We start from the raw sequence: 17,714 nt of genomic DNA, 5'->3' as shown, positions 1-17,714 counted from the left end.
TCCGGCGGGTTATATTTGCGCAACAATATACCTCCATGATTCAAAACAGAAATAATGTTGCTACACTCCTCAACCTCCTCGTCGTGGTGGTGGTCGTAGTCATTATTCCTGCACTCGAAGGTGGAGTTCAATAACGTACGCAATTCAACGTAAATAACGACCCGCCTTCAAAAAGGCGGGTTTTTTTATTACCCTATTATATTCAAAACAGAAGTATCGCAGCATGAACGAGATTAACAAATTCAGCAAGGTGCTCACACAGGATGTGACACAACCGGCAGCACAGGCGATGTTGTACGGCATTGGCCTGACCGATGAAGATCTGCAAAAAGCACAGGTAGGTATTGCGAGCATGGGCTACGACGGCAACACCTGTAACATGCACCTCAACGACCTGGCCAAGATCGTGAAGCAGGGCGTATGGGACAACGAGCTCGTGGGCCTTACCTTCAACACCATCGGCGTCAGCGACGGCATGAGCAACGGCACCGACGGGATGCGTTATTCGCTCGTGAGCCGCGATGTGATCGCCGACTCCATCGAGACCATCTGCGGCGCCCAGTACTACGACGCCGTGATCGCCCTGCCGGGCTGCGATAAAAACATGCCGGGCTCCATCATCGCCATGGGCCGGCTCAACCGTCCCTCCATCATGGTCTACGGCGGCACCATCGCCCCGGGCCACTACCAGGGCCAGGACCTCAACATCGTTTCGGCCTTCGAAGCCCTCGGCCAGAAGATCGCCGGTAAACTCAGCGAAGAAGACTTCCGCTGCATCGTGAAAGCTTCCTGCCCCGGCGCCGGCGCCTGCGGCGGCATGTATACCGCCAACACCATGGCGGCCGCCATCGAAGCCCTCGGCATGAGCCTCCCCTACTCGGCCACCAACCCCGCCATCAGCGAAGAGAAAAAGAAAGAGTGCCTCGAGGCCGGCAAAGCCATCCGCGTGCTGCTCGAAAAAGACATAAAGCCCTCCGACATCATGACCCGCAAGGCGTTTGAAAACGCCATGGTGGTGATCATGGTCCTGGGCGGCTCCACCAACGCCGTGCTGCACCTTATTGCCATGGCCCGCTCCCTGGACATCAACCTCACCCAGGACGACTTCCAGGCCGTGAGCGACCGCACCCCCGTGCTGGCCGACTTCAAACCTTCGGGTAAATACCTGATGCAGGACCTGCACCTGCACGGCGGCACTCCTGCCGTGATGAAGTACCTGCTGAACAAAGGCCTGCTGCACGGCGACTGTATGACCGTTACCGGCAAGACCCTGGCGGAAAACCTGGCCGACATCAAGGAGATCGACTTCGAAACCCAGAAGATCATCTACCCGCTGGAAAGCCCCTTGAAGGCCACCGGCCACCTGCAGGTGCTCTACGGCAACCTGGCCGAAGGCGGCTCGGTAGCCAAGATCAGCGGTAAGGAAGGCGAGCGCTTCGTAGGCCCCGCCCGCGTATTCGATGGCGAGCAGGAACTGATCGCCGGCATCTCCAGCGGCCGCGTAAAACCAGGCGACGTGGTGGTGATCCGCTACGTAGGCCCCAAGGGCGGTCCGGGCATGCCCGAAATGCTGAAGCCCACCTCCGCCATCATCGGCGCCGGCCTCGGCAAATCGGTAGCCCTCATCACCGACGGCCGTTTCAGCGGCGGCACCCACGGTTTCGTGGTGGGACACATCACGCCCGAAGCCTTTGAAGGTGGCCTGATTGCTGTAGTGAAAGATGACGATACCATTGAACTGGACGCCGTCAACAACACCATCACCCTCCAGGTAAGCGAAGAGGAAATTGCCCGTCGCAAGGCGGAATGGAAACAACCCGAATTAAAAGTTAACAAAGGAATCCTTTACAAATATGCAAGACACGTTAAAAACGCCGCAAACGGATGCGTTACAGACGAAGCCTGAGAACATCAGCGGTTCGGAAGCAGTTCTGAAAGCCCTGATTGCTGAAGGCGTGGAAACCATTTTTGGTTATCCCGGTGGTGCCATTATGCCCATCTACGACGCATTGTATGACTACCAGGAAAAGTTAAAGCACATCCTTGTTCGCCACGAGCAGGGAGGCATTCATGCCGGCCAGGGCTTTGCCCGGGCATCCGGTCGCGTGGGCGTCGTCTTCGCAACCAGCGGTCCCGGCGCCACCAACCTGGTGACCGGCCTGGCCGACGCCATGATCGACAGCACGCCGCTGGTGTGCGTGACCGGCCAGGTGTTCGCCCACCTGCTGGGCACCGATGCCTTCCAGGAAACCGACGTGATCAACATCACCACCCCGGTCACCAAGTGGAACTACCAGGTGACCGACGCCACCGAGATCCCCGATGTGCTGGCAAAGGCCTTCTACATCGCCAAGAGCGGACGGCCCGGCCCGGTGCTGATCGACATCACTAAGAACGCCCAGCTGCAGAAGTTCGACTACTACGGCTATAAAAAATGCAACCACATCCGCTCGTACCGGCCCAAGCCCATCGTGCGGAAAGAATATGTCGAGGAAGCCGCCCAACTGATCAACGAAGCCAAAAAGCCCTTCGTGCTCTTTGGCCAGGGTGTGATCCTGGGCAAGGCCGAAAAAGAGTTCCGCACGTTCATTGAAAAGACGGGCATTCCCTCGGCCTGGACCATCATGGGCCTCAGCGCCCTGCCTACCGACCACCCGCTGAACGTGGGCATGCTGGGCATGCACGGCAACTACGGCCCCAACGTGCTCACCAACGAATGCGATGTGCTCATTGCCATCGGCATGCGCTTCGACGACCGGGTGACCGGCCGCCTCGACAAGTATGCGAAGCAGGCGAAGGTGATCCACCTGGATATTGACCCGGCCGAGATCGACAAGAACGTAAAGGCCACCGTTCCGGTCTGGGGCGACTGCAAAGAAACCCTGCCGCTGCTGACCGAACTGGTGCAGAAAAAAGAACATAAAGAATGGTTGCAGAAATTCCGGGAATTTCAACAAAAAGAAGAGGAAATTTGCATCCGCCCGGAAATGCACCCCGACACCGAGCAGATGACCATGGCCGAGGTGATCGACGCGCTGAACGAGCTGACCGGCGGTGATGCCATCGTGGTCACCGACGTAGGCCAGCACCAGATGGTGACCTGCCGCTACGCCAAGTTCAACCAGTCGAAGAGCAACGTTACTTCCGGCGGCCTGGGCACTATGGGCTTTGCCCTGCCCGCGGCCATCGGCGCCAAGTTCGGCGCCCCGGAGCGTACGGTGGTGGCCATTATCGGCGACGGCGGCGTGCAGATGACCATCCAGGAACTGGGGACCATCATGCAGACCAACCTGAACGTGAAGATCATGATCCTGAACAACCAGTTCCTGGGCATGGTGCGGCAGTGGCAGCAGCTGTTCCACGACAAACGCTATTCGTTCGTGGACATCGCTTCGCCGGATTACATCACCGTGGCCAAGGGCTACAGCATCGAAGGCGCGAAAGTGTCGCAGCGGGCGGAAATGAAAGCCGCGGTGAAAACCATGCTGGAGCACGACGGTCCGTACCTGCTGGAAGTGATGGTGGGCAAGGAAAACAACGTGTTCCCGATGGTGCCGCAAGGCTGCAGCGTATCGGAGATCCGCCTGTCGTAAAGGCCCGGAGGTGGAGAAAACAGCTGTCCGGGAAAGGATTTCTTTACCGGATAGCTGTGATGCACTTAATTTTAAACCCTTAAAACGCTCCGCCTGCGGCGGAAAGGTTTTATGAAGCAAGAATTCACAATAACGGTATATACCGAAAATCATATTGGCCTGCTGAACCGCATCGCCATTATCTTTTCGCGCAGAAAGATCAATATCGAGAGCCTGAACACCTCTCCTTCCGAGGTCGACGGCATTCACCGCTTTACCATCGTCATCCACGAGTCGGAAGAAGTGGTGCACAAGCTGGTACGCCAGATCGAAAAGCAGGTGGAAGTGCTGAAGGCGTATTACAACACCAACGAGGAGATCGTTTGGCAGGAGATGGCCATGTACAAAGTGTCCACCGACCAGATCGCCGAGAAGGTAAAGGTGGAACGCCTGCTGCGCCAGTTCGGCGCCCGCGTGGTGGCTATCCGCAAGGACTACACCGTGTTCGAAGCTACGGGTCACCGTGAGGAGACCGACAAGCTGGTAGAGGTGCTGGCGCCTTATGGCCTGATCGAGTTCGTGCGCAGCGCCCGCATCGCCATCATCAAGGAAAGCAGCGGCTTCCACTCCAAGCTCAAAGAGTTCGAGGAGCAGGAGCCCGGCGAGGAAGTGGTGGAAAACGAATACCTGAATCTTCAGGAGGAAATTTTCCCGGATACGGGGTATTAGGAATTGGTTAATTGGTTAATTGGTTAATTGGGAATTAGGTAGTTGCCAGTTGCTCATTGCCCAATGCCTTTCACGATTGACGTCCCATTAAATTCATTTCAATTAGAAATAAACTTTTTTAATCATCAAATCACACGTTAAAAATGGCAAAATTAAATTTCGGTGGTGTGGAAGAGAATGTAGTGACTCGCGAAGAGTTCCCGTTGTCTAAAGCACAGGAAGTTTTAAAGAACGAAGTTGTTGCTGTTATCGGTTACGGTGTACAAGGTCCCGGCCAGGCACTGAACCAGAAAGACAACGGCATCAACGTAATTGTTGGTCAGCGTAAAAATTCGAAAACCTGGGATAAAGCCATTGCTGACGGCTTCGTACCCGGCGAAACCCTGTTCGAGATCGAAGAGGCCCTGCAGCGCGGTACCATCATCTGCTACCTGCTGAGCGACGCCGCCCAGATCGAACTGTGGCCGACCGTTCAAAAACACCTGACTCCCGGCAAAGCCCTGTACTTCTCGCATGGCTTCGGTATCACCTTCAACGAGCGCACCGGCATTGTTCCGCCGAAAGATGTCGACGTATTCCTGGTTGCCCCCAAAGGCTCCGGTACTTCCCTGCGCCGCATGTTCCTCGAAGGCCGTGGTCTGAACTCCAGCTACGCCATCTTCCAGGACGCTACCGGCAAGGCTAAAGAAAGAGTAATCGCCCTGGGCATTGCCGTAGGTTCCGGTTACCTGTTCGAAACTGATTTCCGCAAAGAAGTATACTCTGACCTCACCGGTGAGCGTGGTACCCTGATGGGCGCCATCCAGGGCATCTTCGCCGCCCAGTACCAGGTGCTGCGCGACAAAGGCCACACGCCTTCCGAAGCCTTCAACGAAACGGTAGAAGAGCTGACCCAGTCGCTGATGCCGCTGGTAGCCGAAAACGGTATGGACTGGATGTACGCCAACTGCTCCACTACCGCCCAGCGCGGTGCCCTGGACTGGTGGAAGAAGTTCCGCGACGCTACCCTGCCCGTATTCCAGGAACTGTATGAGAGCGTAGCTACCGGCCAGGAAGCCCAGCGTTCCATCGACCTCAACAGCCAGCCGGACTACCGTCCCAAACTGGAAGAAGAGCTGAAAGAACTGCGCGAAAGCGAAATGTGGCAGGCCGGCAAGACCGTAAGAAGTCTGCGCCCCGAAAACCAGCCTTCCAAAGAAGAAGTGGTGAATCACTAATTCCTTTTGATACCTATTAATGGATACAGCCCAACATATCAGCCATCCGCTGGATTATCAGAAAGCTGTTGAACGACTGAAGCCGGTGGTGGTGAAAACCCCACTGGCTTACAGTCATAACCTGTCGCTGAAATACGGCGCCCACGTGTACCTGAAGCGCGAGGACCTGCAGGTCGTGCGCTCCTACAAGCTGCGCGGCGCCTACAACATGATCAGCAGCCTGCCGCCCGTGCAGCTGAAAGCCGGCGTGGTCTGCGCCAGTGCCGGCAACCATGCCCAGGGATTCGCCTGGTCGTGCAAAAAGCTGGGCATCCGCGGCGTAGTGTTCATGCCCATCATCACCCCCGGCCAGAAAGTGCAGCAGACCCGCATGTTCGGTGGCCACTTCATCGACATCAAACTGATCGGCGATACCTTTGACGATTGCGCCCTTGCCGCCCGCGAATACACCCGCGAGCACCACATGACTTTTATCCCCCCCTTCGACGACTACCGCATTATAGAAGGCCAGGCCACCGTAGGCGTGGAGATCCTGGAAGACCTTCCCGACGTCGACTATATTTTCCTGCCGGTGGGCGGCGGCGGCCTCTGTGCCGGCGTCGGCTCGTACGTCAAAACCATCTCCCCCCAAACCAAAATCATCGGCCTGGAACCCGAAGGCGCCCCCTCCATGCAAGCCGCCCTGGCGGCCGGACACCCCGTAACCCTCGACAATATCGAACGCTTCGTCGACGGGGCGGCGGTAAAACGGGTCGGCGACCTTACCTTTGCACTTTGCAGGGACGTCCTGCACACCCTACACCTGATCCCGGAAGGAAAAGTTTGCTCTACCATCCTCAAGCTGTACAACGAAGAGGCCATTGTAGTGGAACCCGCCGGAGCTCTAGCGATTGCCGCCCTGGACGACTTTGCCAGCGAAATAAAAGGAAAGAACATTGTTTGCATCGTCAGCGGTGGCAACAATGACATCGACCGGATGCAGGAGATCAAAGAACGCTCCCTGCAATACGAAGGACTGAAACATTATTTCCTGGTACGCTTTGCCCAGCGCCCCGGCGCCCTGAAAGAGTTTGTGAACCATGTACTCGGACCCACGGACGACATTACCCGCTTCGAATACATGCAGAAACACAACAAGGAAACCGGACCCGCACTGGTGGGAATTGAGCTGAAAGCAAGGGAAGATTACGAACGGCTGATACGGAACCTAAACGATTTCAATATCAATTATACCGAACTGAATAAGGACGATAACCTGTTCGGTTACCTGGTATAAGGCTTTTTAACATATTGTTAAGAAGTTGATTTTGACGGGAAAAACGTCACAAAAAAGCAATAAATGCTTAAAATTCAGGCGAGTAACCCTGCCAATGCGTGGTCTCCTGCTGTGTTTTAAGTATCTTTAGCGCTCATTTGTGCAAACGGCTTTCCGTACCCGGTTATTGCACTTATCTATTGTTATTAAACTATACTGTTAAAATCTATTATGGCAAGCAACAACGGTTTGTATTCTCCGGCATTTGAGCATGACGCCTGTGGTATTGGATTCGTTGCTAATATAAAGAGCAACAAGTCCCACCAGATCATCTCGGATGCCCTGACAATCCTGGAAAACATGGAACACAGGGGTGCCTGTGGCTGTGAAAATAACACAGGGGATGGCGCGGGTATCATGATCCAGACTCCGCATGAATTCTTTTTCGACGAGTGCGTGAAGCTGGGCGTGCATCTACCCCCCTTTGGTAAATATGGCGTCGGCGTGATCTTCTTCCCCAAGGAAAACCGCCTGAAGGAAGAATGCCGCGATATTTTCAACAGGGCCGCCGAAAAACTGGGGCTGGAAATTCTTGCCTACCGCAAGGTTCCCGTGAACCCCGAAGGCATCGGCCCCACCGCCCTTTCGGTGGAACCCGAAATGGAGCACGTCTTCATCGCCTGCCCGGACCATATCAACAATCCGGACGACTTCGAGCGCAAGCTGTTCCTGCTGCGCAACTATGCCACCCATACCGTAAACAGTACAGTACGCAGGGATGCTATTGGTTTTTATGTGGCTTCTCTGTCCTATAAAACAGTAGTATACAAAGGCCAGCTTACCTCCACCCAGGTCCGGAACTATTTCCCCGACCTGAACAACAAACGCGTGGTGTCGGCCTTCGGCCTGGTGCACTCCCGTTTCGCCACCAACACCTTCCCTTCCTGGAAACTGGCCCAGCCCTTCCGCTTCATCGCCCACAACGGTGAGATCAACACCGTGCAGGGGAACGTGAACTGGCTGAAAACCAACGAGAAAGGCTTTGCTACGCCTTATTTCTCCAAGGAAGAGATCGAAATGCTGCTCCCCATCATCGGCGAAGGCCAGTCCGACTCGGCCTGCCTGGACAACATGATCGAGCTGCTGACCCTCTGCGGCCGTTCGCTGCCCCACGTGATGATGATGCTCATCCCCGAAGCCTGGGACGGTAACGACCTGATGGATCCCGTGAAAAAAGCGTTCTACGAATTCCACGCCTCCTTCATGGAACCCTGGGACGGCCCCGCCTCCATTTCCTTTACCGACGGCCGTATGATCGGTGCGACGCTGGACCGTAACGGTCTGCGCCCCTCGCGCTACTGCGTCACCACCGACGACCGCGTGATCATGGCTTCCGAAACCGGCGCCCTGCCCAACATCGACCCCGCCATCATCAAGGAAAAAGGCCGCCTGCAGCCCGGCAAAATGTTCGTAGTGGACATGGAACAGGGCCGCATCATCTCCGACGAAGAGCTGAAACAAACCATCTGCTCGCAAAAAGCATATGGCGAATGGCTGAATAAATACAAGATCCGCCTGGAAGAGCTGCCCGAGCCCCGCGTGCTGTTCACGCACCTCGAGCACGAACAGGTATTCAAATACCAGAAAGCCTTCGGTTACTCCACCGAGGACCTGGAGAACATCATCGCCCCCATGGCCATCGACGGCAAAGAGCCCATCGGCTCCATGGGTACCGACGTGCCCCTGGCCGTCCTGAGCGACCAGCCCCAGCACCTGGCCAGCTACTTCAAGCAGCTGTTTGCCCAGGTAACCAACCCGCCCATCGACCCCATTCGTGAGCGCCTGGTGATGTCGCTGGCCACCTTCGTGGGCAACAACGGCAACCTGCTGGTCGAAGACCCGCTGGACTGCCATACCGTGGCCCTGAAGCAACCGATCCTGAACAACCACGAGCTGGAAAAGATCCGCTCCATCGATACCGGTGTGTTCCAGGCTAAAACCCTCCAGTGCTACTTCCGCGCCGACGGCAAACCCGGCTCGCTGCAGAAAGGCCTGGACCGCCTGTGCCGCTACGCCGTGGATGCGGCCGACGACGGCTTCGAGGTGCTGATCCTCAGCGACCGCGCCATCGATTCCGACCACGCTCCCATTCCTTCCCTGCTGGCCTGCGCCGCCGTACACCACCACCTGATCCGCAAAGGAAAACGCGGTATGGTCGGCTTGGTGATCGAAGCCGGCGACGTTTGGGAAGTACACCACTTCGCCTGCCTGATCGGGTTTGGTGCTACCGCCATCAACCCCTACCTGGCCCTGTCTTCGATCCGCGACATGAAACTGTCCGGCCAGATGCAGACCGAGATCGAAGTGGATTATTTGAAAAAGAACTACGTGAAGGCCGTCAACGAAGGCCTGCTGAAAGTGTTCTCCAAGATGGGGATTTCTACCCTGCAGTCCTACCAGGGCGCGCAGATCTTCGAGATCATCGGTCTGAACAAATCCGTAGTGGACAAATACTTCACCGGCGCCACTTCCCGCATCGAGGGTATGGGCCTGGATGAAATTGCCAAGGAAATCCTGGCGAAGCACTACCTGGCCTTCAGCAAGAAGGACGTGCCGGTAGAGCGCCTGCCTGTAGGCGGTGTGTACCAGTGGAAGCGGAAAGGTGAGTTCCACCTGTTCAATCCCCAGACCATTCACCTGCTGCAGCATGCAACAAAGTCGAACGATTTCAACACGTTCAAGAAATACTCCAAGCTGGTGAACGACCAGAGCGAGAAAGCCGCCACCCTGCGCAGCCTGTTCGAGTTCAAACGTAACCGCCCCTCCATTAACATCAATGAAGTGGAACCGGCCGAGAACATCTACAAGCGCTTCGCTACCGGTGCCATGAGCTTTGGCTCTATTTCGCACGAAGCCCACTCCACCCTGGCCATTGCCATGAACCGCTTGGGCGGTAAGAGCAATACCGGTGAGGGCGGTGAGGACGAAATGCGCTACGAACCGATGGAGAACGGCGATTCCATGCGTTCCGCCATCAAGCAGGTCGCTTCCGGCCGCTTCGGTGTGACCTCCTACTACCTGACCATGGCCGATGAACTGCAGATCAAGATGGCCCAGGGCGCCAAGCCCGGCGAGGGCGGTCAGCTGCCCGGCCACAAAGTGGACGACTGGATCGGCAAAGTACGTCACTCCACCCCGGGTGTAGGCCTGATCTCTCCGCCGCCGCACCACGATATTTATTCGATCGAGGACCTGGCGCAGCTGATCTATGACCTGAAAAACGCCAACCGTGCTGCCCGCATCAACGTGAAGCTGGTATCCAAGGCTGGTGTCGGTACGATCGCTGCCGGTGTTACCAAGGCGAAAGCCGACGTAGTGCTGATCGCCGGTCACGACGGTGGTACCGGTGCGTCCCCGATCTCTTCGATCAAGCATGCCGGTTTGCCGTGGGAATTAGGCCTGGCCGAAACCCACCAGACCCTGGTGAAAAATAAACTCCGCAGCCGCGTGGTGGTACAAACCGACGGCCAGCTGAAAACCGGTCGCGACATCGCCGTGGCTACCCTGCTGGGTGCCGAAGAATGGGGTGTGGCTACCGCCGCCCTGGTGGTGGAAGGCTGTATCATGATGCGCAAGTGTCACCTGAACACCTGCCCCGTGGGTGTGGCCACCCAGGACCCGGAACTGCGCAAGCGCTTTACCGGCAACCCCGACCACGTGGTGAACTTCTTCAAGTTCATTACCCAGGAATTCCGCGAGATCATGGCCGAACTGGGCTTCCGCACCGTGGATGAAATGGTGGGCCAGGTAGACTGCCTGGTTCAGCGCCCCGACATCAAGCATTGGAAATACAGCAAGCTGGACCTGTCGCCCATCCTGTACAAAGAGCCCAACTCGCTGTACACCGGCCTGTACAAGCAGGAAGAGCAGGACCACGGCATCAGCAACGTGCTGGACTGGAAACTGCTGGAAAAAGCGCAGCCCGCCCTGGAAAGCGGTCAGAAAGTATACGGTGAATTCAACTGTATCAACACCGACCGCACCATCGGCACCATCCTGTCGAACGAGATTTCGAAAAAATACAAATCCGAAGGTTTACCGGAAGATACCATCCACTTCAAGTTCTTTGGTACCGCTGGTCAAAGCTTTGGCGCCTTCAACACCAACGGTGTGACCCTGGAGCTGGAAGGTGATGCCAACGACTACTTCGGTAAAGGCCTGTCCGGCGCCCGCCTGGTGGTTTATCCCCCGCAGCAGGCATCGTTCGTACCCGAAGAGAACATCATCATCGGCAACGTAGCCTTCTATGGCGCTACCGCCGGTACCTCCTACATCCGCGGTAAAGCAGGCGAGCGCTTTGCGGTCCGCAACTCCGGTGTAACCGCCGTAGTGGAAGGTGTGGGTGACCACGGTTGCGAATACATGACCGGCGGCCGCGTAGTGATCCTGGGCGATACCGGCAGAAACTTCGCCGCAGGTATGAGCGGTGGCATCGCCTACGTGTACGACGTGAAAGGCCAGTTCTCCAACCTGTGCAACAAGGAAATGGTGGACCTGGATCCCGTGGAAAACGGCGATAGTGCTGAACTGAAGGATATGATCGAAAACCACTTCGCTTATACCGGCAGCTCGGTAGCCCGCTTCATCCTGGATGATTTCGAAAACCAGCTGAAGAACTTCATCAAAGTATTCCCGAAAGACTACAAGAAAGTTCTGAAAGAAAAAGCCCAGAAGGCCCAGGTTCAAAGCTAATCCAGCGAACCACGCACAAACAATCAGTAAATTAAATTCAATAGTCTGGCGACTCTGTCCCCCGAACAAGGGGGCGGAGCGGCCGGACCATAACCAACACACATAAACGAAAATCAATCATGGGTAAGCCTACGGGTTTTTTAGAGTTTACCAGGGAGTTGCCTGCAAAACGTGCACCGGAAGAAAGAATCAAGGACTACAACGAGTTTGTAGAGCGTTTTCCGGAGCAGAAGCTGAACCAGCAGGCCGCACGCTGTATGGACTGCGGTGTACCGTTTTGTCACAGCGGTTGCCCTCTGGGTAACATTATCCCTGAATTCAATGACGCAGTCTATCGCAAAAGCTGGGCAGAAGCTTACGATATCCTGATGTCCACCAACAATTTCCCCGAGTTCACCGGCCGCATTTGCCCCGCACCCTGCGAGAGCGCCTGCGTACTGGGTATCAACCAGCCGGCGATCACCATCGAGGAGATCGAAAAACACATTATCGAGATCGCTTTTGATAAAGGCCTGGTGAAGCCCAAGGCGCCCAACCTGCGTACCGGCAAGAAAGTAGCCGTGATCGGTTCGGGTCCTGCGGGCCTGGCTGCCGCCGCCCAACTGAACTATGCCGGTCATACCGTTACCGTTTTCGAACGCGACGACAAGCCCGGTGGCCTGCTGCGCTACGGTATCCCCGACTTCAAGCTGGAAAAATGGGTGATCGACCGTCGTATCGACATCATGGAGCAGGAAGGCGTGGTATTCAAGTGCAATGCCAACGTAGGCGTGAACGTGAGCATCAACGACCTGCTGCGCGAATTCAACGCGATCGTGCTGGCCGGCGGTTCTACCGTTCCCCGCAACCTGAATGTTCCGGGCCGCGACCTCAAAGGCGTGTACTATGCCATGGAGTTCCTGAAGCAGCAGAACAAGCGCGTTGCCAACCTCGATCCCCTGGCCAACCCCGAGATCGAAAGCAACATCCACCACGAAAACCTCTTTGCTACCGATAAGAACGTGATCGTGATCGGCGGCGGTGATACCGGCAGCGACTGCGTAGGTACCTCCAACCGTCACGGGGCGAAGTCCGTACTGCAATTCGAGCTGATGCCGAAGCCGCCAGCTTCCCGCACTCCGTTCATGCCCTGGCCCACCTACCCGATGATCCTGAAAACCTCTTCTTCGCACGAAGAAGGCGTGGAGCGCCACTTTGCCATCGCCACCAAGGAATTCCTGGGCGACGATAACGGCAACCTGCGTGCCCTGAAGGTAGTGGACCTGGAATGGAAAATTGCCGATGACGGCCGCCCTGCTCAATTCGTGGAAGTGGCCGGCAGCGAGCGCGAGCTTCCCTGCGAGCTGGCCCTGCTGGCTATGGGCTTCGTACATCCCCAGCACCAGGGGCTGCTCAACGAACTGGGCGCCGAACTGGATGAAAGAGGGAATGTAAAAGCTACCGAGAAGGATTACCACACCAACATCCCGAAAGTGTTTGTGGCCGGCGACATGCGCCGCGGACAATCCCTGGTGGTTTGGGCCATCAGCGAAGGCCGCGAGGCTGCCCGCAACGTAGACGAATACCTGACCGGTACCGTTTCCACGCTGGAGTCGAAAGACCGCAACCTGATCGCTTTATAATAACGCTTTCCCTATATTTTCAAAGCCGCCTCCGGGCGGCTTTTTTTATGCCCGTATGCCAAGGGATAGGCCTGGCGTAAAACCTCTCCCCCGGTTTCTCCTTGGCGAAACCGGGGGAGAGGTTTTACGCCAGGCGTTCCAGCCTCTGTTCCCTCAAAATAAAGAAAACCAGCATTTTATGTCCTTAACGCTCAAATACTTATTTTCACTAACATAAACACCGCCCACTTTCCTCATTGCTCAGCAAGCTTGAAGATCCATTTTCCCGATAAATTTCTCCGATTTGTGGCTTGAAAAAGAATTCCTGCATAAAATAAATCAGAAAATACCTCAGTTTACCGCCCTTAGATTTTTCAATAATATATTTCTGCAGAAGAAAATTCAAATTAAAACAATAAAAATGTATTCATATAGAAGAGCTTAATACAATTATTTTTCTACCTTAGCTAAAGATTAATGAATTACTATTAAATCTAATACAAAAGCCGCATTATGCAAAAATCCCTGAAACGCTTTATTCCCTTCGCCCTCCTCGCGGGCATCGCTGCCATCGCAGCCTTTATTCCCTCCGCTGCTCTGTTCGACGATGGTGGCAAAAGCTATAATTCAGCCGATATTGCCTGGATTATCGTTGCTACCGCCCTGGTTTTCCTGATGACCCCCGGCCTGGCGCTGTTCTACGGCGGTATGGTGCACCGCAAAAACGTGATCTCCACCATGATCAAAAGCATCGTGGCAGCCGGTATCGTAGGTGTGCTTTGGGTAGTGGTGGGTTTCAGCCTTTGCTTCGGCAAATCCATCAACGGCATCATCGGCGATCCCTCCACCTTCCTGTTTTTTAAAGACGTGGCCTCCGGCGCTCCCTGGAGCCTGGCCCCCACCATTCCCCTTTCCTTGTTCGCTCTTTTCCAGCTGATGTTCGCCATCATTACCCCCGGCCTGGTGGTAGGCGCCGTAGCGGAAAGGATCCGTTTTACTTCCTACGCCCTGTTCATCGTCCTGTTCATGTTCCTGGTATACGCCCCCCTGGCCCACTGGACCTGGCACCCCGACGGCTTCCTGTTTAAAATGGGCGCCCTCGACTTCGCCGGTGGTACCGTGGTACACATCTCTGCCGGTTGCGCCGCCCTCGCCGGTGCCCTGGTACTGAAACGCCGCCAGGTGCATATCGAACAAAAAGAAGTTCCCCCGGCCAATATCCCCTACGTTCTGATCGGTACCGGCCTGCTGTGGTTTGGCTGGTTCGGCTTCAACGCCGGTTCCGCCCTGGGTGCCAACGCCCTGTCGGTTTCCGCCTTCGGCACCACCAACACCGCTGCCGCTGCCGCCGGTCTGTCCTGGATGTTCTTCGACGTGCTGCGCAACAAAAAACCCTCCGTACTGGGTTTCTGTATCGGTGCTGTGGTAGGCCTGGTAGCCATCACCCCCGCCGCCGGTTTCGTAGCCATCCCCCAGAGCATCACCATCGGTGTGGTATCGGCTATGATCTCCAACATCGCCGTACACTACAAGCAAAAGTCTACCCTGGATGATACCCTGGACGTATTCCCCTGCCACGGTCTGGGCGGTATGGTAGGTATGCTGCTGACCGGTGTGTTCGCCACCAAAAACGTAAATGGCGCCGGTGCCGACGGCCTGCTCGCCGGTAATTTCGACTTCTTCCTGACACAGGTAAAAGCCCTGGGTATCGCTGTCACCTACTCCTTCACCGTTTCTTACGGCATCTTCAAACTGATCAACCTGATCCAGCCGATCCGCGTAAGCTCCGAAGAAGAAGAACTGGGCCTGGATGAAACCCAGCACAACGAAAAATACCTGCAAGGCACCCTGCTGGTGAACGACAAGGGCACCATGAAGGAAGAAACCCTGTCGGAAATCTAACTTTTCCTTTCGCTCTTCGCACACTTCGCTCCATAAACGAACAGGTACAGCCCTACAAGCACGATGCTCCTCCCCGGCTGTACCTGTTCTCCTAACTAAAAACGCACATTATGCTTAGAAAAATTACTTTCTCCGCTATTGCACTGACTTCTTTGTATGCCGCCAAGGCCCAGGACTCCGCCGCCGTGGAATCGGTGGAAAAGAAAGCGTTTGCCATTTCCGGCTACGTGGACGCCTACTACCGCTATAACTTCAATAACCCTAAAAAAGAACTTGACGCCACCAACAACTACACCTCCTTTACCAATTCCCAGAACTCCTTTGAACTGGGCATGGCTTCGGTAAAACTGGAGCACAGCATCGGGAAAGTGGGCGTCGTAGCCGACCTTGGCTTCGGCAAAAGGGCAGAAGAATTCTCTTATGCCGACGACAAAACCCGGATGGCCGTAAAGCAGGCGTATATCACCTATGCCCCTACCGCCAACCTCAAACTGACGGCCGGTAACTTTGCCACCCACGTAGGCTACGAGCTGGTGGATCCTTACCTGAACCGCAACTACAGCATGAGCTACATGTTCTCCTACGGTCCCTTCTCCCATACCGGCCTGAAAGCCGATTACTCTTTCGGTAAGAGCGCCGTGATGCTGGGCGTGGTGAACCCCACCGATTTCAAATCGGCCAACTTTGCCCGTAAATTCCTGATTGGCCAGTACAGCCTGTCTACCGAAAAGGTAAAAATGTTCCTGAACTACCAGGGCGGCACCTTTGCCGACTACTACTCTGCCGGCACCGACAATTTCGACGGCAAGGTGCAGCAGGGCGACCTGGTACTGACCGCTACCCTTTCCGACAAATTCAGCCTGGGCTACAACGGCACCCTGCAGTCCGTAAAGCTGCGCGACAAAGCCACTGCCAAATCCGGCGATAACGAAAACTGGTGGGGTTCGGCCCTGTACGTGAATGCCGATCCTACTCCTGCTTTCGGCCTGACCCTGAGAGGTGAATATTTCGACAACGCCAAAATGGCCAACCCCTTCGCTCCCGCCACTTCGCTGTTCGCCACTACCCTGTCGGTGAACCTGAAGGCCGGTCCGCTGACCTTCGTTCCGGAACTGCGGATGGAAAACGCCAAGGACGCCATTTTCGTAAAGCATGCCGGCGAAGCCACCAAATCTGCCGCCACCGGCCTGCTGGCCGCTATCTATAAATTCTAAGGATCTAAGGTGTCTTCTCTGTAAGAACGCTCTTTGAGCCTGTCCGTAAAAGCTTTTATGTGAAAACTCCGCTTTCGCATAAAAGCTTTTTTTCTTCCCGGTACCCTGTAACCGCTTCGCGCTTTCCCATTTCCACACTCTAAACCACTTCACTTATGGAAAAAAGCAGACCCCTACCGTTTATCCTACTGGCAATTTTCGCCGTTATCGGCATTACCGTGCCGCTGGTGGCCGACTTCGATGGTTCCAAGGTGTACAACTCCGGCGATATCGCCTGGTTGCTCATCTCCACCGCCCTTGTGCTGCTGATGACTCCCGGACTTTCCTTTTTCTATGGAGGCATGGTCAGCAAGAAGAATGTCATCTCCACGATGATGCAAAGCTTTATCGCTACCGGCCTGATCAGTGTTTTGTGGATCGTCGTGGGCTTTAGCCTGGCCTTCGGCTCCTCCATCGGCGGCCTGATCGGCAACCCAGGCGATTTTTTCATGATGTACGGGGTCAACGGGCACGAGCCCTGGAGCCTGGCGCCCACCATCCCCCTGCTGCTGTTTGCGCTTTTCCAGATGAAGTTTGCCATCATCACCCCGGCCCTGGTGGTGGGCGCTACCGCCGAACGCATCCGCTTTACCTCCTACATCCTGTTCATGCTGCTGTTCAGCCTGATCATCTATGCGCCCCTGGCCCACTGGACCTGGCACCCCGACGGGCTGCTGTTTAAGATGGGAGTGCTGGATTTTGCCGGCGGCACCGTGGTGCATATTTCCGCGGGTTGCGCCGCCCTGGCCGGCGCCCTCGTGCTGAAAAGGCGGAAGGTGCACCTGATGAAGGAAGAAGTAAAACCCGCCCGCATCACCTATGTGCTGCTGGGTACCGGCCTGCTTTGGTTTGGCTGGTTCGGCTTCAATGCCGGTTCCGCCGTGGGTGCCACCAGCCTGGCCGTAGATGCCTTTGCCAACACCAACACCGCCTCTGCCGCTGCCGGCATCTCCTGGATTTTCTTTGACATGCTTCGGGGCCGCAAGCCTTCGGCCCTGGGCTTCTGCATCGGCGCCGTGGTGGGCCTGGTGGCCATTACGCCGGCCGCCGGTTTCGTGGGACTGCCGCAAAGCATCTTTATCGGCTTCTTTGCCGCCATCTGCTCCAACATCGCCGTGTACTGGAAGGGGAAAACTTCCATCGACGACACCCTGGACGTATTTCCCTGCCACGGCATCGGCGGCATCGTGGGCATGATCCTCACCGGCGTCTTTTCCAGCAAGGCCATTAACCCCGCCGGCACCGACGGCCTGCTCTATGGCGGCGGCGCGTTTTTCCTGAAGCAAACGCTGGGTTGCCTGATCGTGGTGGCCTTTTCTTTTGTCATGGGCTACGCCATCTTCAAGATCGTGAACCTGCTCAACCCGATCCGCGTCACCACCGAAGAAGAAGAGATCGGCCTGGACATGACCCAGCACGCCGAATCCCTGTAG

Annotated in this window: 10 protein-coding genes; all 10 read left to right on the top strand. The window is 55.9% G+C overall.

The features are described 5' to 3' along the window. The first annotated feature begins 223 nt into the window (after positions 1–223). The 10 genes from ilvD (at position 224) to V9K67_RS07725 (ending at position 17,714) form a co-directional block, all read left to right on the top strand. The gene (gene ilvD, locus V9K67_RS07770) at positions 224–1,906 is read left to right on the top strand and encodes a dihydroxy-acid dehydratase (protein WP_336721258.1); all 1,683 of its coding nucleotides are present in this window, start codon (positions 224–226) and stop codon (positions 1,904–1,906) included. After that, a complete protein-coding gene (gene ilvB, locus V9K67_RS07765; RefSeq protein ID WP_336721256.1) occupies positions 1,854–3,593 on the top strand; it encodes a biosynthetic-type acetolactate synthase large subunit in 1,740 nt (579 codons plus the stop codon). The genes ilvD and ilvB overlap by 53 nt, the downstream gene beginning before the upstream one ends. 111 nt (positions 3,594–3,704) lie before the next feature. After that, positions 3,705–4,301: an acetolactate synthase small subunit gene (gene ilvN, locus V9K67_RS07760; protein WP_336721254.1), complete on the top strand. Its 597-nt coding sequence runs from the start codon at positions 3,705–3,707 to the stop codon at positions 4,299–4,301. A 143-nt stretch (positions 4,302–4,444) separates the two neighbouring features. Further along, the gene (gene ilvC / locus V9K67_RS07755) at positions 4,445–5,518 is read left to right on the top strand and encodes a ketol-acid reductoisomerase (protein WP_336721252.1); all 1,074 of its coding nucleotides are present in this window, start codon (positions 4,445–4,447) and stop codon (positions 5,516–5,518) included. Between the two features lie 19 nt (positions 5,519–5,537). Next, complete coding sequence (gene ilvA, locus V9K67_RS07750; protein WP_336721250.1) at positions 5,538–6,794, top strand: threonine ammonia-lyase; 1,257 nt, start codon at positions 5,538–5,540, stop codon at positions 6,792–6,794. A 210-nt stretch (positions 6,795–7,004) separates the two neighbouring features. Then, positions 7,005–11,525, top strand: coding sequence for a glutamate synthase large subunit (gene gltB / locus V9K67_RS07745; RefSeq protein WP_336721248.1), 4,521 nt, complete (start codon positions 7,005–7,007; stop codon positions 11,523–11,525). A 119-nt stretch (positions 11,526–11,644) separates the two neighbouring features. Next, complete coding sequence (locus V9K67_RS07740) at positions 11,645–13,147, top strand: glutamate synthase subunit beta (RefSeq protein ID WP_336721246.1); 1,503 nt, start codon at positions 11,645–11,647, stop codon at positions 13,145–13,147. Between the two features lie 492 nt (positions 13,148–13,639). After that, positions 13,640–15,028 (top strand): ammonium transporter, encoded by a 1,389-nt coding sequence (locus V9K67_RS07735; protein WP_336721244.1) that lies wholly within the window; start codon positions 13,640–13,642, stop codon positions 15,026–15,028. Positions 15,029–15,138: 110 nt separating this feature from the next. Continuing rightward, positions 15,139–16,242 carry an outer membrane beta-barrel protein gene (locus V9K67_RS07730; RefSeq protein ID WP_336721242.1) on the top strand — a complete coding sequence of 368 codons (1,104 nt, stop codon included), beginning with the start codon at positions 15,139–15,141 and terminating at the stop codon, positions 16,240–16,242. Between the two features lie 155 nt (positions 16,243–16,397). Further along, complete coding sequence (locus tag V9K67_RS07725; RefSeq protein WP_336721241.1) at positions 16,398–17,714, top strand: ammonium transporter; 1,317 nt, start codon at positions 16,398–16,400, stop codon at positions 17,712–17,714.

It is taken from the genome of Huijunlia imazamoxiresistens, assembly GCF_037132455.1.
GTDB classification, from domain to species: Bacteria; Bacteroidota; Bacteroidia; order Chitinophagales; family Chitinophagaceae; genus Flavisolibacter; species Flavisolibacter imazamoxiresistens.
This window is presented reverse-complemented; position numbering and strand designations above follow the sequence as displayed.